This is a genomic window from Streptococcus zalophi, assembly GCF_016481285.1.
GTDB classification, from domain to species: Bacteria; Bacillota; Bacilli; order Lactobacillales; family Streptococcaceae; genus Streptococcus; species Streptococcus zalophi.
On record NZ_JAENBP010000003.1, the window covers coordinates 13,802 to 36,524 of the forward strand.

The 22,723-nt window shown below is 34.8% G+C and carries 20 protein-coding genes; all 20 read right to left on the reverse strand.

Going from position 1 to position 22,723, the window contains the following annotated elements:
* Positions 1 to 81: 81 nt before the first annotated feature.
* The 20 genes from JHK64_RS02845 to ligA all read right to left on the reverse strand — a co-directional run bounded on the left by JHK64_RS02845 (position 82) and on the right by ligA (position 22,682).
* On the reverse strand, positions 82 to 951 hold the full coding sequence (locus JHK64_RS02845) for a DNA/RNA non-specific endonuclease (protein WP_199567496.1): 870 nt from the start codon (positions 949 to 951) through the stop codon (positions 82 to 84).
* A gap of 28 nt (positions 952 to 979) precedes the next feature.
* Entirely contained in the window at positions 980 to 1,168 is a 189-nt protein-coding gene (locus JHK64_RS02850) for a DNA-directed RNA polymerase subunit beta (protein WP_199567497.1), read from the reverse strand.
* Between the two features lie 2 nt (positions 1,169 to 1,170).
* Complete coding sequence (gene murA, locus JHK64_RS02855) at positions 1,171 to 2,442, reverse strand: UDP-N-acetylglucosamine 1-carboxyvinyltransferase (RefSeq protein WP_199567498.1); 1,272 nt, start codon at positions 2,440 to 2,442, stop codon at positions 1,171 to 1,173.
* Between the two features lie 55 nt (positions 2,443 to 2,497).
* A complete protein-coding gene (locus JHK64_RS02860) occupies positions 2,498 to 2,731 on the reverse strand; it encodes a DUF1146 family protein (RefSeq protein ID WP_199567499.1) in 234 nt (77 codons plus the stop codon).
* A 123-nt stretch (positions 2,732 to 2,854) separates the two neighbouring features.
* Entirely contained in the window at positions 2,855 to 3,271 is a 417-nt protein-coding gene (locus JHK64_RS02865; protein WP_199567500.1) for a F0F1 ATP synthase subunit epsilon, read from the reverse strand.
* Positions 3,272 to 3,283: 12 nt separating this feature from the next.
* Complete coding sequence (gene atpD / locus JHK64_RS02870; RefSeq protein WP_199567501.1) at positions 3,284 to 4,690, reverse strand: F0F1 ATP synthase subunit beta; 1,407 nt, start codon at positions 4,688 to 4,690, stop codon at positions 3,284 to 3,286.
* A gap of 19 nt (positions 4,691 to 4,709) precedes the next feature.
* The gene (locus JHK64_RS02875; protein ID WP_199567502.1) at positions 4,710 to 5,588 is read right to left on the reverse strand and encodes a F0F1 ATP synthase subunit gamma; all 879 of its coding nucleotides are present in this window, start codon (positions 5,586 to 5,588) and stop codon (positions 4,710 to 4,712) included.
* Between the two features lie 14 nt (positions 5,589 to 5,602).
* Positions 5,603 to 7,108: a F0F1 ATP synthase subunit alpha gene (gene atpA / locus JHK64_RS02880; RefSeq protein WP_199567503.1), complete on the reverse strand. Its 1,506-nt coding sequence runs from the start codon at positions 7,106 to 7,108 to the stop codon at positions 5,603 to 5,605.
* 15 nt (positions 7,109 to 7,123) lie between these two features.
* The gene (locus tag JHK64_RS02885) at positions 7,124 to 7,660 is read right to left on the reverse strand and encodes a F0F1 ATP synthase subunit delta (protein ID WP_199567504.1); all 537 of its coding nucleotides are present in this window, start codon (positions 7,658 to 7,660) and stop codon (positions 7,124 to 7,126) included.
* Entirely contained in the window at positions 7,660 to 8,166 is a 507-nt protein-coding gene (atpF, locus tag JHK64_RS02890; protein ID WP_199567505.1) for a F0F1 ATP synthase subunit B, read from the reverse strand. Before atpF ends, JHK64_RS02885 begins: the two co-directional genes overlap by 1 nt.
* 19 nt (positions 8,167 to 8,185) lie before the next feature.
* Complete coding sequence (gene atpB / locus JHK64_RS02895; RefSeq protein ID WP_199567506.1) at positions 8,186 to 8,878, reverse strand: F0F1 ATP synthase subunit A; 693 nt, start codon at positions 8,876 to 8,878, stop codon at positions 8,186 to 8,188.
* Positions 8,879 to 8,929: 51 nt separating this feature from the next.
* Positions 8,930 to 9,130 (reverse strand): F0F1 ATP synthase subunit C, encoded by a 201-nt coding sequence (locus JHK64_RS02900; RefSeq protein ID WP_018370083.1) that lies wholly within the window; start codon positions 9,128 to 9,130, stop codon positions 8,930 to 8,932.
* A 146-nt stretch (positions 9,131 to 9,276) separates the two neighbouring features.
* Positions 9,277 to 11,673, reverse strand: coding sequence for a glycogen/starch/alpha-glucan phosphorylase (locus JHK64_RS02905; RefSeq protein WP_199567507.1), 2,397 nt, complete (start codon positions 11,671 to 11,673; stop codon positions 9,277 to 9,279).
* Between the two features lie 19 nt (positions 11,674 to 11,692).
* Positions 11,693 to 13,123: a glycogen synthase GlgA gene (gene glgA, locus JHK64_RS02910; RefSeq protein ID WP_199567508.1), complete on the reverse strand. Its 1,431-nt coding sequence runs from the start codon at positions 13,121 to 13,123 to the stop codon at positions 11,693 to 11,695.
* Positions 13,120 to 14,250, reverse strand: a complete 1,131-nt coding sequence (gene glgD / locus JHK64_RS02915; RefSeq protein ID WP_199567509.1) for a glucose-1-phosphate adenylyltransferase subunit GlgD — start codon at positions 14,248 to 14,250, stop codon at positions 13,120 to 13,122. Before glgD ends, glgA begins: the two co-directional genes overlap by 4 nt.
* Positions 14,240 to 15,379, reverse strand: coding sequence for a glucose-1-phosphate adenylyltransferase (locus JHK64_RS02920; RefSeq protein WP_199567510.1), 1,140 nt, complete (start codon positions 15,377 to 15,379; stop codon positions 14,240 to 14,242). Before JHK64_RS02920 ends, glgD begins: the two co-directional genes overlap by 11 nt.
* Positions 15,380 to 15,404: 25 nt before the next feature.
* Positions 15,405 to 17,279, reverse strand: a complete 1,875-nt coding sequence (glgB, locus tag JHK64_RS02925) for a 1,4-alpha-glucan branching protein GlgB (protein WP_199567511.1) — start codon at positions 17,277 to 17,279, stop codon at positions 15,405 to 15,407.
* A gap of 80 nt (positions 17,280 to 17,359) precedes the next feature.
* A complete protein-coding gene (gene pulA, locus JHK64_RS02930; RefSeq protein WP_199567512.1) occupies positions 17,360 to 19,681 on the reverse strand; it encodes a type I pullulanase in 2,322 nt (773 codons plus the stop codon).
* Positions 19,674 to 20,714, reverse strand: coding sequence for a diacylglycerol kinase family lipid kinase (locus JHK64_RS02935; RefSeq protein ID WP_199567513.1), 1,041 nt, complete (start codon positions 20,712 to 20,714; stop codon positions 19,674 to 19,676). The genes pulA and JHK64_RS02935 overlap by 8 nt, the downstream gene beginning before the upstream one ends.
* 12 nt (positions 20,715 to 20,726) lie before the next feature.
* The gene (ligA, locus tag JHK64_RS02940; RefSeq protein ID WP_199567514.1) at positions 20,727 to 22,682 is read right to left on the reverse strand and encodes an NAD-dependent DNA ligase LigA; all 1,956 of its coding nucleotides are present in this window, start codon (positions 22,680 to 22,682) and stop codon (positions 20,727 to 20,729) included.
* Positions 22,683 to 22,723 lie beyond the last annotated feature (41 nt).

Consider the following 22,723-nt stretch of genomic DNA (forward strand, 5'->3'; position numbering starts at 1 on the left):
AAAAAAATAGAAACTTTCAGTATCAAAACAATCTCAAAAAGCTTTAATAACAATAAAAACTTTCTCTAAAAGGAGAAAGTATCACTCAGTTAATGTTATTTGACCAGTTTCGTAAGTAATCTTCAATCCTTTTTGAACATTGGGGATAAAAACATTAAATTCTATAGAACCATCTGAGGATTTAGCTTCAAGCTGTCTTCCTCTTGCTACAATGTCATTTTTGTCATAGATTAAGGTTACTCGGTAACGGATAATTTTATTGTTATCTAATCCCTTACGTATAATCGTTTCATAATAATTTTGACCGGTAGAAAACTCACTATTTGCTTGGTTGGACCACGCAGTTTGTGTGGCAATATTTAAAGGATTACTAGCCGATGGATCAAAACCTCTTAAATTGCCGATTAAAGAGTATGCAACAAGGTGACCTCTATCGACCGCATGATTAAAATCACCCGTTAAATCATAAACTTGATGCCATCCAGGTGGTGTCCAAGACGTAGAACCATTTCCTGTTTCTTCTCTATTTTTGTATTGACGTGTGTTTTTAGTTAACAAGGCATTGGCTACTGTTGGAACAACCTCTCCACTTACTTCTTTGGTCTTAATATCAATATAGGGAGCACTTGATACTTTAGCATTTAAGTTTGTTTGATTATGGTTAACAATAAAAGCACCAGCTTGATTCCATTCAAGTTCCCAACCAATTTGTTTGATAATAGTACTCGTTAAAACCGATCTAGCCAAATCTTCATCAGGTGTACTCTCTTGAAAGGAAAGATTTCCTGAATTTTGTTTGGAATTATTTTCTACAAATAATTGTGCTAACTGCTTAATCGGATGACTATTTGAAACGGCATCATTTGAGACAATATAAGACAGCCCCAAAATGATAATAACAGATAGTAAAGAAATAATTGCTTTTTGTTGTTTTTTTGTTTTTCTAGCCATGACTTCCTTTCATTGAAGCATATAGCAACTAGTTTCCAGTAAATTTACTAATAATTGCTTGCCAGTGGTCTATTGATAAAATAGACAAAGGGTCTTCTCCACCACCAAAAAAACTATAACCTATCATTAAACCTACTGCTAAGAAACAAAGACTTAAAATAGCTACTAATGCTACTAACCCAAATTTCATAGCAACATTAAGAAATCTTTCTTTCATTCTTATTCTCCACTAACTCTTTTTATGTGAGCACCAAGTTTAGCTAATTTTTCATGGAATTGATAATAGCCACGATCAAGATGGTTTAATTTACCCACTGTTGTTGTCCCTTTTACCGCCATTCCTGCTAAAATAAGTGCTGCACTAGCTCTTAAATCGGTTGACATCACAGGTGCACCTTGTAGCTTTCCACCACCATGTATGATTGCGGTATCACGTAAAATTTCAATGTTTAACCCCATACGACGCATCTCTTCTAAGTGTTGAAAACGATTCTCAAACACCGTTTCAATCATAGTAGATTCACCTTTTACCATGGCCATAAGAGCCGTAAATTGTGCTTGCATATCAGTAGGAAAACCCGGATGAGGCATCGTTTTAACAGTAACAGGTTTTAATTTTTTAAGATGGGATTTAACACGAATACCACCATCTTCTTCGGACACCTCAACTCCCATTTCCTTTAATTTAGAAATTAATGGGCGATTATGCTCCCAAATCGCATCCTTTACCAAAACATCACCACTAGTAATCGCAGCTGCAACCATAAAAGTACCAGCCTCAATTCGGTCTTGAACAACACCATGTTCAGCACCATGTAAGCTATCTACACCAACAATTGTAATCGTTTCCGTACCTGCTCCTTTAATATTTGCTCCCATTTTATTTAGAAGAAGAGATAAATCAACAATTTCAGGCTCTCTCGCAGCGTTTTCAATGACTGTTTTACCTTCTGCTAATGTTGCTGCCATCATTAGGTTTTGAGTAGCACCAACACTTGGAAAGTCCATATAAAAATGAGCACCTTTTAAACGTTTAGCAGTTGCCGTAATATCACCATTTTCTTGATGAATTTCGGCTCCCATCGCTTCTAAACCTTTTAAGTGTAAATCAATTGGACGACTTCCTATTGTACAACCTCCAGGCATAGAAACCTTGGCATAACCATTACGAGCCAAGATAGGTCCTAAAACAACAATTGAAGCTCTCATTTTATTAATGAATTCATAAGGTGCTGTATCTAAAATATCACCTGTGGCATCAACTAAAATTTCTTTTTTTACTTCATCAAAGTCGACTGAAATATTGAGACCACGAACCACGTGATTCATCGTATAGACATCAGATAAAATGGGAACATTCTTTAATAATGTCTTTCCTTTTGAAGCTAAAATAGTAGCTGCTAAAAGAGGAAGAACAGCATTTTTTGCCCCTTCAATAATCACTTCTCCTTTTAGACTAATATTGCCACCTTCAATTATAATTTTATCCATAATACGACTCCATTCTACAGTTAAGAAAATGCTAATTCACGATTAATTTCCTAGATTATAGTAATAAAAATATTCTTTGTGATATTTCTATTATTGTGATAATAAAGTTACTAACCATAAAACCAATAGTAATACTGATAAATAATATTAGTAACTTAATCTTTCCAACATTCAATGTTGGTTGTTTTACGATTTTTCCCCAGTCAAATAAAGTGATGAGTAATTGGTAAGTCATTCCTATCAAAACTAGATGACTAGTAAAACGAACTATTAAATCTATTATTTCCATTTTACTATTATATCAAAAAAAATTAGAGATGACAGTAAATTGTTTATACTTCTTATGTTTTGATTTTTTTGTTATTCAAAAGAAAAAAGACTTAGTTTTACACCAAGCCTTTTTAAATTGGTTTTATTTTTTTCCAACTGTAATACGATTGATAGCTCTTTGTAGAGCAACTTTAGCACGTTTCATTTCATCAATTTTTTGCTCTTTTTGTGCTTCTTCAAGAGCCTGTTCAGCACGCATTTTAGCACGTTCAGCTCGGCTAACATCAATATCACGTTTACGTTCTGCAGAATCTGCAACAATCGTAATCAGATTATTTTTGATTTCTAATATGCCACCATTAACGGCAACCCAATCAACATGTGAAACATCATCAACACGTCTGATTTTGACTTCATGAACCTCTAACGGTGCAATCATGTTGATATGTTTTGGTAAGATACCGATTTCACCTGCCTTAGTATGTGCTAAAACAAAAGCTGCATGGTGATTATACTTGAGACCGTCCGGTGTCACAATTTGTACCGTCATATGTTGCATTAAAATACCTCACTAAAAGCCCATTTTTTTCGCTTTTTCAATCACGTCTTCAATTCGTCCAACACTTCTAAAAGCATCTTCTGGTAAATCATCATATTTTCCAGCTAGAATGTCTTTAAAGCCACGAACTGTCTCTGAAACTGGTACATAAGATCCTGGTTGCCCAGTAAATTGTTCAGCAACATTAAAGTTTTGTGAAAGGAAAAACTGTATACGACGTGCTCTGCCAACCAAAGTCTTTTCTTTATCAGATAATTCATCCATACCAAGAATAGCAATGATATCTTGTAACTCTCTATAACGTTGTAGAACTCTTTGAACCTCAGTAGCCACCTCATAATGCTCTTGACCAACAATTTCTGGTGTTAGAGCACGAGAACTTGATGCTAGAGGGTCAACAGCAGGATAGATACCCATTTGTGTTAACTTACGTTCAAGGTTAGTTGTTGAGTCCAAGTGTGCAAATGCTGTTGCTGGGGCTGGGTCAGTATAATCATCAGCTGGGACATAGATAGCTTGGATTGATGTTACAGAACCTTTTTTAGTTGAAGTGATACGCTCTTGTAATTGTCCCATTTCTGTCGCAAGAGTAGGTTGATAACCAACGGCTGAAGGCATGCGTCCTAAGAGAGCGGAAACTTCTGAACCGGCTTGAGTGAAACGGAAAATATTATCAATGAATAAAAGCACATCTTGACCTTCAACATCACGGAAGTATTCAGCAATCGTAAGACCTGTTAAGGCAACACGCATTCTAGCACCTGGTGGCTCATTCATCTGCCCAAATACCATGGCAGTTTTTTCAATAACACCAGACTCCTTCATTTCCCAATAAAGGTCATTTCCTTCACGCGTTCTTTCTCCAACTCCTGTGAAAACAGAAATACCACCGTGTTCTTGGGCGATATTATGAATCAATTCTTGAATAAGAACTGTTTTTCCCACTCCAGCACCACCAAAAAGACCAACTTTTCCTCCTTTGAGATAAGGTGCTAGTAAGTCAATCACTTTAATACCAGTTTCAAGAATTTCAGTAGATGTTGCTAATTCATCAAAAGAAGGAGCCTTTTTATGAATCGGTTGACGTAGCGCTTGATCTGAAAATGGCTGATCTAGGTCAATCGTTTCTCCCAAAACATTAAATACACGACCAAGTGTTTCTTTACCAACGGGGACACTAATCGGACGACCAGTATCAAACACTTCTAATCCTCGTTTTAAACCATCTGTTGATTCCATAGCAATAGTACGAATCATACCATCACCAAGTTCAAGAGCTACTTCTAAAACGATTTTTTGTTTTTTGTCGCCGTCTTTATATACAACTAGCGCATTATTTATCTCAGGTAATTGATCTCCTGTTGCAAACACAACATCAACTACTGGACCAATAACTTGAGCAATTTTGCCTAAGCTCATGTATTTCTCCTTTTTCATATTATTCAAGTGCATTAGCACCAGCTACAATCTCTGTAATTTCTTGCGTTATCGCTGCTTGTCTTGCACGATTGTATTGAATGGTTAAATCATTAATAACATTTTTAGCATTATCAGTTGCTGTTTGCATTGCTGTCATACCAGCGGCATGCTCAGCTGTTTTAGCATCAACAATAGCACCATAAATCAGACTTTCAGTGTATTGAGGCAACAACTGTTCTAAAATAACTTCACGATTTGGTTCCAGTTCAAAACTGCTAATATCTTCTTGCGTTGCTTCTTTTGCATCTAAATCAGCAATAGGAAGCATTTGTTCAACACGAACTTGACTAGTTAGACTATTAACATGATGATTGTAACAAACATAAACTTCATCAAACAATTCGTTTTTATACATTTCAACAGTTTTTGAAAGAATCTGTCCAACTTGTTCAAAGCTTGGTTGGTCTTGTAAACCTCTTAGTTCAAACAAAACATTCATTTTTCTAGCTTTGAAAAAATCTGAACCAACACCACCTATTGAGATAATGGCATAATCATCACTGTTTGAATGATATTCTTCAATAATGTCCATCATGGCTTTTAATATTTTAGAATTGTAGCCACCGACAAGGCCTTTATCAGAAGTAATAACAACGTAGGCTGTTTTTTTAACTTCTCTTGCAACCAACATTGGATTAATACTTTCACCTGATAATTCTGATTTTAGTAAATCAGTTGTGATTTGACGAATTTTTGAAGCATAAATTTGAAAGTGCTTTGCTGCTTGTTCTGATTGAACTAATTTTGCTGATGATACCATTCGCATGGCACTTGTAATTTTACTTGTTTTTTCTGTTGAAATAATTTTTGATTTTATTTCACTAAGAGAGCCTACCATTTAAGAACCCTCCTTTATTTATATTGTGATTGATCTTTATAAGCTTGAATCGCTTCATCCAAAACAGCTTCTTCTGGAAGATCTTTGGTTGTTCTAATTATCTCAAAAATATTTTCATAATTAGAATCAAAGTAGTCATAAAGACCTTGTTCAAAATTAAGAATATTATTGACTGGTACATCATCTAAGAAGCCATGGGTCAAAGCATAAAGAATAACAACTTGTTTTTCTACAGGTAATGGTTTATGTAAAGGTTGTTTTAAAACTTCTACTGTACGACGACCACGATTTAACTTAGCTTGTGTTGCTGCATCTAAATCAGAGCCAAATTGGGTAAAGGCTTCTAATTCTCTATAAGATGCTAAGTCTAAACGCAAAGTCCCCGCTACTTTTTTCATGGCTTTAATTTGAGCACTACCACCGACACGAGATACAGATGACCCTGCATCAATAGCTGGACGAATACCTGAATTAAATAAACTTTCTTGAAGGAAAATTTGACCATCCGTAATCGAAATCACATTGGTTGCAATATAAGCTGAGATATCACCGGCTTGTGTTTCAATAAATGGAAGAGCTGTAATAGAACCACCACCTAATTCATCAGAAACTTTGGCAGATCTCTCTAATAAACGGCTGTGAAGATAGAAAACATCACCTGGATATGCTTCACGTCCTGGCGGACGTCTTAGTAAGAGTGATAATTCACGATAAGCAACAGCTTGTTTTGATAAATCATCATAAACAACAAGAACGTGTTTGCCATTATACATAAATTCTTCAGCCATAGCGACACCAGCATAAGGTGCAATAAATAAAAGTGGCGAAGGTTGTGAAGCAGATGCAGTAACAACAATAGTGTAATCAAGAGCACCATAGCGTCTTAATGTTTCTACTTGTGTTCTAACAGTAGATTCTTTTTGACCAATCGCAACATAAATACAAATCATGTCTTGACCTTTTTGGTTTAGAATCGTATCGATTGCCACTGCTGTTTTACCTGTTTGTCTATCACCAATGATAAGTTCTCTTTGACCACGACCAATAGGGACTAAGGCATCAATGGCTTTTAGTCCAGTTTGTAATGGTTCTGATACTGATTTACGCTCCATAACACCTGGTGCAGGCGCTTCTACTGGGCGTGTTTTATCAGTCTTAATATCACCTAACCCATCAACAGGTAGTCCCAAAGGGTTAACAACTCTACCTATGAGTTCTTCTCCCACCGGAACTTCCATAATTTTTCCAGTTCGTTTAACGAGATTACCTTCACGAATAGAACTAAAATCTCCAAGAATGATGATACCTATATCATTTGACTCCAAATTTTGAGCCATACCATAAACACCATTTTCAAATTCAAGGAGTTCACCACTCATGGCATTATCAAGACCTCTTGCTCTTGCAATACCATCACCAATGTAGGTAACTATACCTGTCTCACTGACATCAAAATCTGGCTGAAAATTCTCTATTTGCTTTTTAATTAAAGCGCTAATCTCTTGTGCATTAATTGCCAAAAGCCACACCACTTTCTATTTTAATTTCATTTTTAATGTTTGTAATTGACGACGAATGCTAGTATCGATCACTTTATTATTTGCAGAAATAACAAAGCCACCAATTAAATCTTCATCGATTTCTTCGATTAAACGACGAGGCGTTAAATCAAACTTTTGAGCAACAATTGCTAAAAGACGCTCTCTTTGAGTTTCTGTTAAAGAAACAGCAGAGGTTACCTTGATATCAAAGGTGTTTGTTTGACGCGATAGCTGTTCTAGGACTGTTTCAAAAATCGGGACAAATAGAGCCATTCTGTCATTTTGAATGATAACTTCAAGAAAATTGTTCAAATACTCAGATTGAGATTCCTGAAAGAGTCTGACTAACTTTATCTTATCAGAAACAGCAATACTAAGATCTGCAAAATGCTTTTCTAAATGATTTTCATGGCAAATCGCTAATATATCTGAAATATCTTCTTCAATCACGTCGATAACATTTTTTTCAATAGCTACCTCAACAAGACTTTTAGCATATTGCTCAATGAGACGATAAGTTCTTTTGTCCATTAAGCTTCTCCTAATTTATCAAGATAATCATTCACTAATTGACTTTTAGATGATGCATCAAGTTGTTCGTTGAGAATTTTTTCAGCTAACAAAATGGTTAAGTGACTGACTTCTCCTTTGATACTTGACAAAGCCTCTTCTTTTTCTCTTGCAATATCTTGTTGAGCCTTATCTTTTATTGAATCAGCTGTTTCTTTTGCTTCAGAGATAATCTTGTTGCCTTGTTCATGACTAATTTCTTTAGCATTATCAATGATTTTATTGGCTTCACTCTTAGCTTCATTTAAAGCAACTTCGCGTTTGTTGGCTAATTTTTCTGCTCTCACTTTAGCGTGCTCAGCACTATCAATATCATTGGAAATTCTTTTTTCACGTTCTTCAAAGATGGCAAGGAGTTTTCCCCAGGCAAACTTTTTGATAAGGACTAATAAAATAAGAAAACTACCTGTTACAATGATAAAGTTTCCAATTAAAATATTAAGTCCTACTGTTGATAAAATATACATAATCTACTTTCCTTTCTTACTAACTATTTACTTTTTTTCCGAGATAAATAGAAGTAAGTAGTATAAAGACATAGGCCTGCAAACATGAAATGAAGGCCGAAAAACCTACCCATACAATATTCATCCCTAAAGCAAATGGGGCAAGAAAAATACTTTGATTAGCCATTTGCAACAGTAATGATAGTAAAATCTCTCCAGAGAAAATATTACCATAAAGACGTAGTGATAACGACACAATATTGGTGACTTCTTCTAGTATGTTCATGGGGGTCATAGCAATCGGGGTAATAAAACCTTTAATATAATGCTTAATCCCTTTTATTTTTATAGCTTGGTATTGAATGACAAGTGACATTAAAATAGATAAGGCAAAGTCAAAAGCCATATTAGAAGTTGGTGATCCCCACCAGTTATAACCGTTAGGGGTTTGAATTTTTGTCATTAAGCCTAAATTATTAGCAAAAAGCAAAAAAGTAAACACCACAAAGAAAAATGGTGTGAATTGTTTTCCAAGTTTCTCACCAAGTTCTCCTTTAATAACACCAAAAACAAAATCATAAACATACTCAAGAACATTTTGTTTTCCTTTAGGTTTTAGTGTCATATTACGACTAGACCAAAACACTAAAGAAAAGACAAGAACAACAATTAAAGCAGACATGATAAGTATGGTCAAATCAAAAGCAACTGGCCCTATATGTACTATCGGCATTTCTGATTCCAACTAAGTCCACCTTCTTTCTACAAAATGCATAGTCATCTATTATTTAAGGAATAATGACATCCCTAAAGTAACAAAGAATGTTCCTTCAATAAAGCCAATACCAAGGAAAATGATAGGTCTTAATTTATCAAATAATTCTGGTTGACGTGAAACAGCCTTCATAAAGTTTGAAACCAAGTAACCTTCAGCAAGACTTACTCCAAAACAGGCTATTCCTAAAGCTAAAATACCTAATGTCATTTGTAAATACTCCTTATTTTAAAAATTTTTTACCAATCTAGTGTAGTCCTATTTTTTAAGTTTGTCAAATATAACTTTAAAAGAATGGTTAAAAAACAAAGGTTTTTTGTCATTTCAAAAAAGAAGTGACAAAAACCTTTATTTTACTATTTTTTAATTTGCCACAATTCTTCAGCGTATTGTGAGATGGTATCATCTGATGTGAATTTATGTGACTTAGTGATATTCATCAAACTCATTTGAGACCAAACTTTCTTGTCACGATATAAGTGGTCAATTTTTTCTTGTGCTTCAACATAACTCATGAAATCTTCTAGCAAGAAATACTCATCATTGTGAGTAATTAGTGACTCAAAAATTTCCATTCCTTCACTAACAACATCTGAAATAGTACCATCAACAAAAGTATCAACCACACGCTTAATAACTGGTTGATTTTCATAAATACCACGAGAATAATAATCATGTTTTCGATAGTGATCGTAGACGTCGTCTTTAGTCATCCCAAAAATAACAATATTGTCATCGCCCACTTCATCTTTAATTTCGATGTTAGCACCATCTAAAGTTGCTAGAGTCACTGAACCTGTCATCATAAATTTCATATTTGATGTTCCAGATGCTTCTTTTGAAGCTAACGAAATTTGTTCAGAAACATCTGCTGCTGGAATAATCAACTCAGCTAAACTAACGTTATAGTTTTCTAAGAAAACAACTTTTAATTTGTCTTTTAAATCAACATCATTATTGACAAGATTTGCCACTTCATTGATTAATTTGATAACAGACTTAGCAAAATGATATCCTGGGGCTGCTTTTGCTCCAAAAATAAAGACTCTTGGCACCACATCTTTATCAGGATTATCTTTTAAATCCCAGTAAAGTTTAATGATATGCATCAAATTGAGAAGTTGACGTTTATAAGCATGAAGTCTTTTGACTTGCACATCGAAAATGGCTTGCGTCGAAACAGTAATTCCTGTTGTTTCATAGATATAAGTCGCTAGTCGTTCTTTGGCTTTTTGTTTCACACAGTAAAAATCATTTAAAACAGTATCGTCATTAACATAATGTTTTAATTCTTCAAGCTGATGAATGTCTTTTCGCCAGTCACAACCAATGACTTTGTCAATTTGTTCAGATAATTCTGGTGCAGCAATTTGTGTCCAACGTCTTTGAACAATACCATTTGTTTTATTGTTGAATTTTTCTGGATAAATGGCATAAAAATCACTTAAAGTATCTTCTTGTAGCAGTTTTGTGTGAAGTTTTGCCACACCATTGACCGAATAACCACCAATAATAGCTAGATGAGCCATATGGATTTGTCCATCTTTTACAATTCTTGTTTTTTCAATAATATTTGGATCCACCCCATCAGTAGCCATTTTGACAACATAACGATTATCAATTTCTAGGATGATTTGATAAACCCTTGGTAAAACCTTTTTAAAGAGTCCTTCATCCCATTTTTCTAGAGCTTCAGATAAAATCGTATGGTTGGTGTAACTCATGGTTTTAACAGTAGTTTCCCAAGCTTCTTGCCATTCTAAACCATACTCATCAATAAGTAGACGCATGAATTCAGCCGGAGCTACTGCTGGGTGAGTATCATTGATATGAACAGATACTTTTTCATGAATTTTTGCAAGTGGTCTTCCTTGTTTTAAATAATATTTGATAATCGTTTGAAGACCAGCACTCGTCATAAAGTATTCTTGTGTAAGTCTAAGCTCTTTTCCTTCATAACTACTATCATCAGGGTATAAAATAGCTGTGATATCTTGCACTTTTCGACGTGCTTCTAAGGTTGGATAATGCAATTCATCTTCCTCTGGAATTTCAACATCCCAGAGTCTCAAATTATTGACAATTCCATTTTGATAACCTAGTTGTGGAACATCATAGGGAACAGCTCGAAGAGTTTGAGAATTTTCATGAATAGGAATGAGTTTTCCGTGTTCATTCATCTCAAGATGAACATTACCATACAATTTAACATCAACAATATCGTGATCTTTACGGACTTCCCAAACATTTCCGACTGAACCAAACCAAGCATCTGGCAACTCTACTTGATGACCATTAACAATTTTTTGCTTAAATAAACCATATTGATAACGGATACCATTACCAAAACCTGGGTAACCAGTCGTTGCTAGTGAATCCATAAAGGCTGCTGCTAAGCGTCCTAAACCACCATTACCTAAAGCCATATCGTGCTCAGCATTTTTGACGGCTTCAAAATCAATCCCTAAATCTGAAAAACTATCTTTCACCAAATCAAGAATTCCTAAATTAAGAAGATTTGTTTCAAGCATCCGTCCTGGTAAAAATTCAATAGAAAAATAGAAGGCAATCTTTTCTTGATCGTCTGAAAGTCTTTTATTTCTTTCTAACCACTTTGGAGTATAGTATTTTCTAATCACCTTAGCCAAAGAGGTGAATAGCTCTGTAGGGGTTGCTACGGGAATTTTAATAAGATGTTCTTCATGTAAGGCATCCTTAAAATCCCTGATAAATTGTTCTTTTGTTACTGACATGATAGTCCTTTCTTTGCTTTTATAAAAGCTTTCGGTATAGCTCATCGTAGGCTTTACTAGCGGTATCCCAAGAAAAATCTTGTTTCATCGCACTTTGTTGAAGGTGTTTAAAATCTTCTTTATTATTATAATACAGCTCAATAGCTCCTTCAACTGCTTTTGTTAACCAGTAACCTGAAAAGTGATTAAAGGAAAACCCTGTACCAGTCTTATCATAAGCATTGTAAGGTATAACAGTATCTTTTAGACCACCGACTTCATGAACAATTGGAAGCGTCCCATATCTCATCGCCATCATTTGAGAGAGTCCACACGGTTCAAAGGCACTAGGCATTAAAAAGAGGTCACTTCCTGCATAAATTTTTTGAGCAAATTCTAAATCAAAGGTGATGTTAGCAGAAAGTTTATCCGGGTATTTTGAAGCAAACCAGCTAAAAGCATTTTCAAAACCATTATTGCCTGTTCCTAAAAGTACGATTTGAAGATCATACTGGAGTATGTTGTGTAGTTCTCTAACCACCAAATCAAATCCTTTTTGATCAGTCAAACGAGACACGATACCAATAAGTGGCACATCTTCTCGAACAGGTAAACCAGCATGCTCTTGGAGGTCTGATTTGTTAAGAGCTTTATTTGTCATGTTTTCATATGAAAAATTAGCAATTAAATGAGTATCTGTTTCTGGATTAAAGAGATCAGTATCAATACCATTGACAATTCCTGTTAATTTATTGGCTTCCATACGCATGACCGTTTCTAAGCCCTTACCAAAGACAGAGGTCATGATTTCCTCAGCATAACTTGGTGAAACAGTCGTTACCGAATCAGCATAAAGGACGCCAGCTTTCATCCAGTTTAAGCAATCATTCCATCGTAGTGTTCCATCCTCATATCGCTCTAAACCAACGCCAAATAGATCCCAAAGCATTCCTGGTTCAAATTGTCCTTGGAATTCAATATTATGAATGGTAAAGACTGTTTTAATAGCTTGATAGGCTTCAATCCATTGGTATTTTTCTTTTAGAAGATAAGGAATCATGGCAGTATGATAATCGTGGGCATGAAGAACATCTGGAATAAAATCAAGCTTCTCCATCAACTCAATAGCGGCTAGTTGAAAGAAGGCAAAACGTTCACCATCATCCCATTCTCCATAAACAGTACCTCTAAAGAAATAATCACGATTATCAAGAAAATAGAAGGTCACATTATTTTGAATTAATTTTTTAACACCGACATACTGATGACGCCAACCAACATTAGTAAAATAATATAAGACATCTTCTACTTGATCAGCAAATTGATAATCGATAGAATCATAATAAGGTAAAACAACGCTAACATCATGACCTTTTTTAACCAAAGACTTTGGGAGTGCACCAATAACATCTCCTAAACCACCTGTTTTGACAAAAGGGCTAGCTTCAGCTGCGACAAACATAATTTTCATTTGATAATATCTCCATCTATCTTTTGTCCCTTAGCAATGACCAAAGGATCATCTATCGTCCCTCTAATCGTTACACCTTTTGGAATGGTATTACCTTTATCAATAATGGCATATTCAACAACAGCCCCCTCTTCAATCGTCACTTTTGGAAAGACGATAGAATGACTTACTCTAGCATCTTCCTTAATAGAACAGTTTCTTGAAATAATAGAATGCTCAACATAGCCTTTAACAATACTTCCTGAGGCAAATTGCGAGTTTATAACTGTTGATTTTTTATCAAAAAAAGTTGCTTCTTCATTTTTAATCTTGGTATAGACCTTTTGATTGCTATAAAGTAATGAATAAAATTTTTGAGATTCTAACATATCCATATTGGCATCATAATAAGATTTTACAGAATTAATATTCGATAAGTAACCAGTATACTCAAACGCAAGAGCTTTTTCTGTAACGATTAAATCTCTAAGTAAGTATCTTATTTTTCTAAGCTTACCAGTTTTTAATTCTTCTTCCATTTTTTCGATGAGCCAAGGTGTGTTAACAACATAGATATCTGCTGACATAGAAACTAAATCACTATCAGCTTTTTCTTTTTTGCCGATAACATTATCTAATTCATCAATATCTAAAATATCATTAACTGGAGATACCATTTTGAGAGGTAATTTTTTATAAACAACCGTTATTTGACGTTTATTGACATTATGTAAATGAATCACTTGTTCAAGATTGATATTACATAAGATATCACATGTCATATAAACCGTTTGATCACTTCCTGAACGCTTTAAATAAGTCAAAATTTGATTATAATAATCTTCATCAGTATACTCATCAGTATTTTCAGTATTATAGAACCCTAGAAAATAATGACTGAGAAGCGTACCTAAGCCCCATTCTCGTCCACTTCTAATGTGATCAAATACTGATCTAATATTTTGTCCTCTAAAAATACCATAAACACTTCTAATGCCTGCATTTGCTAAACTGGATAATTGAAAATCAATTAAACGGTATTTACCATCAAATGGTAAGTTCGCTAGAGGACGATTAGCCGTTAACTCAGCCATGTCGTGATAGCCAACAGTATTTCCTAATATGGCAGAATATTTATCAATCTTCATTTGGAACCCCCACTTTTTCATTATAGCCAACAACTTGAACTTCATTTGTGCCATCAATCACAACATTATCACTAATAACGGCGCCTTCACCGATAATAGACCGAATGATTTTAGCATTTTCACCAATTTTTGCTCCACTCATGATAAAACTATCTTTAATCAAGGCACCTTCTTTAACTTGAACATTGGTTGATAGAATAGAATTTTCAACTTCACCTGCCACAAAGCAACCATCAACCACTAAGGAATCTTTAACACGCGCCTTATCTGTAATAAAATTTGGGGGTGCGATATGACTTTTAGAGTAGATTTTCCAATTTCTATCACGACTATTGAGTTCATTGTCAATAGCAATATATTCCATATTAGCTTCCCAAAGTGATTCAATTGTTCCAACATCTTTCCAATAACCATTAAAGTTATAGGTGTAAACTCGTTCTCCTGACTCTAAATAGGCCGGAATGACATTATGTCCAAAATCAGACATATCAACATCATTTTTTTCGGCATTAATCAACATTTCACGAAGACGTGGCCAATCAAAAATATAGATACCCATAGAAGCCTTCGTGGATTTTGGGTTGTCAGGTTTTTCTTCAAATTCAACGATACGATTATTAGAGTCAGTATTCATAATACCAAAACGATGTGCTTCTTTTAGAGGAACATCAATAACAGCAACTGTTAAACTCGCTAAATTATCTTTGTGGGTTTGAAGCATGTCATCATAATCCATTTTATAAATATGATCTCCTGATAAAATAAGAACATAATCAGGATTAACACTATCTATGTAATCAATATTTTGATAAATAGCATGACTAGTTCCCTGAAACCATCGATTTCCTTCTGTTGCCGAATAAGGTTGTAAAATGGTGGCACCTGAATCAATACCATCTAATCCCCATGAAGAGCCATTCCCAATATGACTATTTAAGGCTAAAGGTTGGTATTGTGTAATGACACCAACATTATGGATACCTGAATTAGCACAATTAGAAAGGGCGAAATCAATAATGCGATAACGACCTCCGAATTGCACAGCTGGTTTAGCAATGGTTTGGGTTAGTTTCCCTAAACGAGTACCCTGCCCACCGGCAAGGATTAAGGCTAACATTTCATTTTTCATCTACTTTTCCTTTCCTTTTTAGGATTTAAGAACGTCTTTTAATCTTCCAAATGCTTGCACCAAGTGCTGGAAGGGTGAAACTAATAGTGTGTTCATAATGTTTCCACAGTCTTTGTTGTGTCTTAACGTTTTGATTGGTTGTTTTCCAAACACCTCCAAATGCTTCTAATTCTGTGTTTAGGATTTCTTCATAGAGACCAGAAATAGGAACACCTATTGTGAAATTCTTTCTTTCTATTGGTGTCATATTAAAGACACACACCAATAGATCACCTTTACTATTTTTCCTAATAAAGGATAAAACTGTTTCAGAACTATTATCTGCATCAATAATATCAAGTCCATCATAACTATCATCTATTTGCCATAATACTTTGTTATTCTTGTAGAATTGATTAAGAAAACGCGTAAAATCTTGCATTTTTTTATTTAAAGGATCATCTAGATTAGACCACTCTAGCTGTTCATTATATTTCCATTCTAGAAATTGACCAAACTCACTGCCCATGAAAAGGAGTTTTTTCCCTGGATGACAGATTTGATAAGTGTAGAGATTTCTTAAACCGGCAAATTGATTATAGCGATCTCCCCACATCTTATGCATCATGCTTTTTTTCCCGTGAACCACTTCATCATGAGAAAATGGTAGGATAAAATTTTCACTAAAAACATACATGAAACTAAAAGTAACCAGATTAAATTCAAATTGACGGTAGATGGGATCTTTTTCATAAAATCGTAAAATATCGTTCATCCATCCCATATTCCACTTATAGTCAAAACCCAAGCCACCTTCTGAAATGGGAAGCGTTATCGGAGTAAAGGCTGTTGACTCTTCCGCAATCATCATCACATCGGGATGATAATGTTTCACAACACTGTTTAATTTTTGTAAAAAAGCATAGCCTTCTAAATTACGATTGCCTCCGTCTTTATTGGGTGACCATGGTCCTTCATCATAATCAAGATAAAGCATATTACTAACAGCATCTACTCGAATACCATCTACATGATAGTGCTCTATCCAAAAAAGAGCACTTGAAATAAGAAAGGATTGAACTTGATTTTTACCCAAATCAAAATTTAATGCTCCCCAGCGATAATTATGAGCACGGTCATAATCATCATATTCATAAGTCGGAGTGCCGTCAAAGTAGGCTAGAGCATCATCATTGATAATGAAATGACCAGGAACCCAGTCAAGAATAACACCGATATTATTTAAATGACACGTTTCAACAAAGTCTTGAAATTCTTCAGGAGTGCCATAGGTTTGCTCAAAAGCAAAGTAACCCATTAGTTGATAGCCCCAGCTCATATCTAAAGGATGAGACATCAAAGGGAGAAATTCAACATGCGTATAATTCATCTCAACAAGATAGGGAATCAATTCTTCTTTTAACCGAGAAAAACGATAGGGTTCTCCAGTCTCATTACACTTCCAAGAGCCTGCATGAACTTCATAAATATTAATTGGTCGATTTTTAAATCCAAATCGTTTTCGTCTACCTAACCAAAGACCATCTTTCCAATTTTTGTCTGGTAGTGTTTTAATAATAGATCCTGTTGCTGGTCTTTTCTCCATTTGAAAAGCATAAGGATCCGTTTTTTCTACGGTTTTACCACCTCGTCTTGTCACAAGATATTTATAAATCTGTCCCTCTTTAGCTTTATCAGTAAAAAATTCCCATATGCCAGAATCATCTTTATTCATCAAAAAAGGGTTTTCATACCAATTGGTAAAATCACCAATCAGAGCCACTTGTTCAGCATTAGGTGCCCAAACACGAAAAACATAACCGTCATCATTGTGACGTGTTTCAGGATGCACACCCAGTAATTCATGTGAATGGAAATTCTCACCTTTTCCAAAAAACCATTTAGCGTCTCGTATCGTCATACTTCCCCCTCTATCATTATTATAAATATTAAAATTTTATTTTTCTATTTTTAAACAAAAATAACCTGATAAATATCAGGTTAATCGGTGATATCAAAGACCGTAGCTGTTAAATTTTCAACCCTATTTTTAGGATTTTGATAACGCTTACTATTTGATATCATTATATCATATTTATTATACTTTGTCATATCAATTTTCAAATCATTTCCACTAAGATTGAAAACAATTTTATAATCTTTTTCATCCTTGACAATAAAACTAATCACACCAGATTGGTAGTTGGCTTCTTCTACAAAAACATGCTCACGAATCTCCTTAAAGCTTGAATAGCTAAAATGATTAGTTTTTGTTTTCAGTTCAATCAAAGCTTTAACAAATTCAACGGTTGGTTTATAAAGAGTCACGTTTTGCCAATTGACTTGATTAACAGTATCAGGCGCATTGTAAGAATTCATCGCTCGTTCTTTATCTTCCCATGTTAACGTATTATTCTCACCAGTAGGAAAAAGCTTGGTTCTTAGGAATTCTTGACCCAACTGCATAAAACTCATGCCCTGCATCAAAAGATTCATTGCTGTGGCTAATTCGACACGTTTGATATGGGTCTCGTGATCATCTTCAGGATGTAATTCAAGAAGTAGGTCATTTAAGTTGTAGTTATCATGAGCTTCAACATAATTTAAAACTTGCTGTGGTGCAATGTATTGAACAAGCTCATCACTACCTAATATACTTTTAGCCACAATATCCTCAGTTGGCTCTCCAGAAACAAATCCTTTTTTAATGTGACCATAAACTTCAGCACCTTTGATGGCATTTCTTTGATCATCGTTGAAAAATCCAATACCAGGCATTTGAGCTGCATTTTGTTTTTTTGCTTTGTGTTCTGGTAAAAGACCAACTCCCATGTCCCAACCTTCACCATACATCATGATTCTTGGATCGATATCATTGAGTCTATTTCTAATATGATTCATTGTTGCTATATCATGTAATCCCATCAAATCAAAGCGAAAACCATCAATATTATATTCATTTACCCAGTAAAGAATGGAGTCTACCATATATTTTCGAAACATTTCTTTTTCACTGGCAGTTTCATTGCCACAACCAGAACCGTTTTGAAAAGTCCCATTGGTATTCATTCGATAGTAATAATCAGGGACAGCCATTTGGAGGGCTGAATCTTTTGAAGAATAAGTATGGTTATAAACCACATCCATAATAACAGCAATACCTGCATCATGATAAGCTTGAATGAGTTCTTTCAACTCCAAAATACGACTCACTGGATTATGAGGATTTGACGAAAAACTGGCCTCAGGCACATTATAATTTTCAGGATCATATCCCCAGTTATAAGCATATTCGCCATTGGAATCAAATTGCTGATGGTGATCAAAAATGGGTTGAAGTTGAATATGGGTAATGCCTAAGCTTTTAATATAATCAAAGGTTGTTTTATCGCCATAGCTATTTTTAGTGCCTTCTTCAAAAGCACCGCGAAATTTTCCTCTATTTTCAAAACGAACACCTGATGTTGGTGATTTTGAAAAATCACGAATATGCATTTCATAAATAACAGCTTTGTTTTGATTATCAAGTCGCCAAAAAGCTTCTGTTTGATGTTTAACGGTGAAATGTTCTGGTGTTCTGGTTTCTTTTGAAACCACTACTGAACGTCTACCGTTAGCTGTTGTTGCAATCGAATAAGGATCTCTTGTTTCTTTGAAGGTTCTTTTTCGATAGTAGATGCGATAACGATAAGCTTGAAAATTTAGATCTCCTGCAACTGTTAAAAACCAGACACCATGTGTGTTTTCTTTGTGGTTATCTTGATTCTCTGCTTTTCCACGCGCCATTGAAATTACTTTTGAGACGCTTGCCTTATTATCAGAAGTGTCATAAAGGATTAATTCTACCTTTTCAGCGGTTGGTGCCCATAAGCGAAATTGTGTTTCTTCTTTTGTGTAATTAAATCCTAGCCAGCCATCAAATCCCCACTTTTTATCAAATATTGAACTATTAAGCGCCATGTCAAAACTTCGAGGTGAGCGTCTACCATAAAAATGACTAGCAACTGCTGCTTGTCTAGAGTAATAAACGGTATCATCACCATCAACAATCCATACTTCTGTTTTATTTTCACCAAAATGACGGTTAATCTGATAATCTGGAGTTTTTTGACTCCAACCGTGACTTTTGAATAAAAGATAGGCCTGTGAAACAAAGAAAGGTGATTGATAATTCAAATGAGCCACTGCTCCAAAACTATCAAAGCGTAAAAAATTAACTTCTTTTCCTAGTTCATTTTCACTCCATTGCCAAATATTTCGATCATAATAATTACCACACTTACTATGGTAATGAACAATTACTATATTATCTGTATTAGTCATTTTCTCCTTTATCCTCATCCATTAGTTGATTTAAGTCATCAACTTCATGTGCAAATTTTTGAGCGATTGCTTCTAACACCAATTCATCTTGATCAAAGCTTATTATTTCATTTGCTGTGTCATCTATATTAGTGTAAAAGGTAATATGGTTCTTTAAATTTTCCAATTTAATTGGTGCATCCCCACCATACTCACCATCTAAATTAATCATCATTTGTTGATTAGTCTGTGGTTCAATCATTATTTTACTGGTTTTTATATATTCAATATGTCTGTGGTCAATGTGTTTTCCACCCATTAACATCAATCGTAAAAGATGGACAATTTCAAATAGATTAGCCGTTTTAACGAGAATTAATGTAAATTTGCCGTCATCAAGTTTTGCATCTGGTGCAATTTGCTCAAAGCCACCCACTGAATTAGTGAGAGCGGCAAAAATCATTGAAACATTACCTTCAAAAATACCCTGATCATGAAAAACTTTAACAGGAATATTGCTGAGTCGTGGTAATAATTCGACCCCTTTTGCTAGGTAAGCCAGATAACCAAACATGGTTTTTAATTGGCTAGGAACACTATAAGTCAATTCTGTTAAACTCCCAGCAGCAGCTATATTTATAAAGTAAGTATCATCAAAAGCCTTACCAATATCCATTTTTAAGGTCTTTTTTTTACCAATTAACTCTGCTGCTTTCAAAGGATTTCCTCTTGGAATTTTTAAAGCCCTAGCAAAATCATTGGTGGTTCCTGTTGGAATGATTGCCATTTTGGGTCTTTTATCAAGTGGCGCTATCCCATTAACAACTTCATTAATTGTTCCATCACCACCTGCAGCAACTATTAAATCAAAACCAGAGATGGCTGCGCGTTTTGCTTCATTTTTAGCAGAATCTGGTTCAGGAGTTGTTTGAAAAGCACTCGTTTCATAGCCAAAACCTTCTAAAATAGTTAAAATATCCGCCACATTTTTTTTGATAATTTCTTGACCCGAAATGGGATTATAGATTAAACGTGCCCTTTTTTGCTTTTTCATAATAACCTCATCTTATAGTGTCTGTAACCAAGACTCATCCTTAACAGTAATGCCTAATGATTGTGCTTTGGTTAACTTACTGCCTGCATCTTCACCTGCTAAAACGATATCTGTTTTCTTAGAAACGCTACCGGTGATATTAGCACCCAATTGGATAAGTTTTTCTTTGGCTTCAGTTCTAGTCATGTGTTGTAATTTTCCAGTTAAAACAACTGTTTTTCCAGAAAGGATTTGTTCTAAGTCGTTTGAAGAAGAATAGACAGTATTGACTTGGTATTTCTTCAATTCTTCTAATAAGGTTTGACTGCCTTGTGTCTCAAAAAATGTTTTCACTGAGACAGCAATAGTCTCACCAAGACCATCAATACTTGCAATATCATCCACACTTGCTTTGGATAAATTGTCTAAACTATTAAATTTTTCCAGTAATAATCGACTGGCCTTACTTCCTACATGACGAATGCCTAAACCAAATAACAATTTATCAGCAGCATTCATTTTAGAGGCTTTGATGGCATCATATAGTTTTTGAGCTGATTTTTCTTTAATTCCTTCAAGTGTCATCAACTGCTCAACAGATAAGCGATAAATATCTAACACGTCAGTGACTAGATTGGCTTGGAATAATTTTTCAACAATAGATGGGCCCAACCCTTTGATATTCATAGCATCTCTACCGGCAAAATGTTCTAGCCTTGCCTTCAATTGACTTTGACACATTGGATTGATACAACGAAGGGCTACTTCTTCATCAAAATGAATCAAAGCACTTGAACAAGATGGACATTGGGTTGGGATCGGCATTTTTTCTTCTTGTTGACGCTTGTCAATAACAACTCGTAAAACAGCAGGAATGATATCTCCTGCCTTATAAACAATAACCGTATCACCAATTCTAATATCTTTTTCAGCGATGTAATCTACATTGTGAAGTGTGGCTCGGCTGACTGTTGTTCCGGCTAGCTGAACAGGGGTTAGATTAGCAGTTGGTGTGACCACACCTGTTCTACCAACAGTCCAGTCAACAGAGAGAATTTTGGCTTCTTTTTCTTCAGCTGGAAATTTATAAGCAATCGCCCAGCGAGGAGCTTTCACAGTATAACCAAGTGCTTCTTGAATATCTATTTCATTGACTTTAATCACAATACCATCAATATCATAAGGTAAGTCATTTCTTTTATCAGCAATCTCACTAATAAAATTCCAAATAGTTGCCATCGAGGAACTCTTGAGGTATTTTTTGTTAACTGAAAAACCTAACTGTGATAAATGAGATAGGATTTCTTCTTGACTTTCTTTGGTGGACCGACCTGCTTCTTGATATAAAAAAGTGGCTAATTTTCTTTTTGCTACAACACTTGTATCTAATTGACGAAGTGTTCCTGCTGCTGCATTTCTTGGATTGGCAAATTCTTGTAAGCCACTTTCTTGACGTTCTTGGTTAATCTGATTAAAAGAAGCTTTTGGTAAATAAGCCTCCCCACGAACTGTCACACTTTCTTTACTTGGGATTGTTAAAGGGATATCTTTAATGCGTTTTAAATTCTCGGTGATATTTTCACCAATCTGACCATCTCCTCTTGTTGCCCCTACTTCTAAAACACCATTAGTATAGATGAGAGAAATGGATAAGCCATCAATCTTTAATTCAGCAACATAGCTTGCCTTTGGAAATTTTTCTTTAATTCGCTCATCAAAAGCGTCTAATTCTTCACGCGAAAAAGCATCCTGTAAAGAAAATAAAGGATAGCGGTGTTCATATTTTTCAAATGCCTCTAATAAGACCCCACCAACTCTATGGGTAGGGCTATCTGGCAAAACTAATTCTGGATGTTTCTTTTCTAGGTCAACTAACTGACGATAAAGCTTATCATACTCGGCATCAGAAATACTTGGTGAGTCATTAGTATAATATTCTTTCGCATAACGATTGAGTAAGTCAACTAATTGTTTCATTTGATTTTTCATAATATTATTTTATCATATTAAGATTAAAAACGCTCTCGGTG

What these genes read in the sequence shown, in the direction of transcription:
- JHK64_RS02845 (WP_199567496.1), bottom strand. Translation starts at nt 951, where the DNA reads ATGGCTAGAAAAACAAAAAAACAACAAAAAGCAATTATTTCTTTACTA.
- JHK64_RS02850 (WP_199567497.1), bottom strand. Translation starts at nt 1,168, where the DNA reads ATGAAAGAAAGATTTCTTAATGTTGCTATGAAATTTGGGTTAGTAGCA.
- murA (WP_199567498.1), bottom strand. Translation starts at nt 2,442, where the DNA reads ATGGATAAAATTATAATTGAAGGTGGCAATATTAGTCTAAAAGGAGAA.
- JHK64_RS02860 (WP_199567499.1), bottom strand. Translation starts at nt 2,731, where the DNA reads ATGGAAATAATAGATTTAATAGTTCGTTTTACTAGTCATCTAGTTTTG.
- JHK64_RS02865 (WP_199567500.1), bottom strand. Translation starts at nt 3,271, where the DNA reads ATGCAACATATGACGGTACAAATTGTGACACCGGACGGTCTCAAGTAT.
- atpD (WP_199567501.1), bottom strand. Translation starts at nt 4,690, where the DNA reads ATGAGCTTAGGCAAAATTGCTCAAGTTATTGGTCCAGTAGTTGATGTT.
- JHK64_RS02875 (WP_199567502.1), bottom strand. Translation starts at nt 5,588, where the DNA reads ATGGTAGGCTCTCTTAGTGAAATAAAATCAAAAATTATTTCAACAGAA.
- JHK64_RS02885 (WP_199567504.1), bottom strand. Translation starts at nt 7,660, where the DNA reads ATGGACAAAAGAACTTATCGTCTCATTGAGCAATATGCTAAAAGTCTT.
- atpF (WP_199567505.1), bottom strand. Translation starts at nt 8,166, where the DNA reads ATGTATATTTTATCAACAGTAGGACTTAATATTTTAATTGGAAACTTT.
- atpB (WP_199567506.1), bottom strand. Translation starts at nt 8,878, where the DNA reads ATGCCGATAGTACATATAGGGCCAGTTGCTTTTGATTTGACCATACTT.
- JHK64_RS02900 (WP_018370083.1), bottom strand. Translation starts at nt 9,130, where the DNA reads ATGACATTAGGTATTTTAGCTTTAGGAATAGCCTGTTTTGGAGTAAGT.
- JHK64_RS02905 (WP_199567507.1), bottom strand. Translation starts at nt 11,673, where the DNA reads ATGTCAGTAACAAAAGAACAATTTATCAGGGATTTTAAGGATGCCTTA.
- glgA (WP_199567508.1), bottom strand. Translation starts at nt 13,123, where the DNA reads ATGAAAATTATGTTTGTCGCAGCTGAAGCTAGCCCTTTTGTCAAAACA.
- glgD (WP_199567509.1), bottom strand. Translation starts at nt 14,250, where the DNA reads ATGAAGATTGATAAATATTCTGCCATATTAGGAAATACTGTTGGCTAT.
- JHK64_RS02920 (WP_199567510.1), bottom strand. Translation starts at nt 15,379, where the DNA reads ATGAAAAATGAAATGTTAGCCTTAATCCTTGCCGGTGGGCAGGGTACT.
- glgB (WP_199567511.1), bottom strand. Translation starts at nt 17,279, where the DNA reads ATGACGATACGAGACGCTAAATGGTTTTTTGGAAAAGGTGAGAATTTC.
- pulA (WP_199567512.1), bottom strand. Translation starts at nt 19,681, where the DNA reads ATGACTAATACAGATAATATAGTAATTGTTCATTACCATAGTAAGTGT.
- JHK64_RS02935 (WP_199567513.1), bottom strand. Translation starts at nt 20,714, where the DNA reads ATGAAAAAGCAAAAAAGGGCACGTTTAATCTATAATCCCATTTCGGGT.
- ligA (WP_199567514.1), bottom strand. Translation starts at nt 22,682, where the DNA reads ATGAAAAATCAAATGAAACAATTAGTTGACTTACTCAATCGTTATGCG.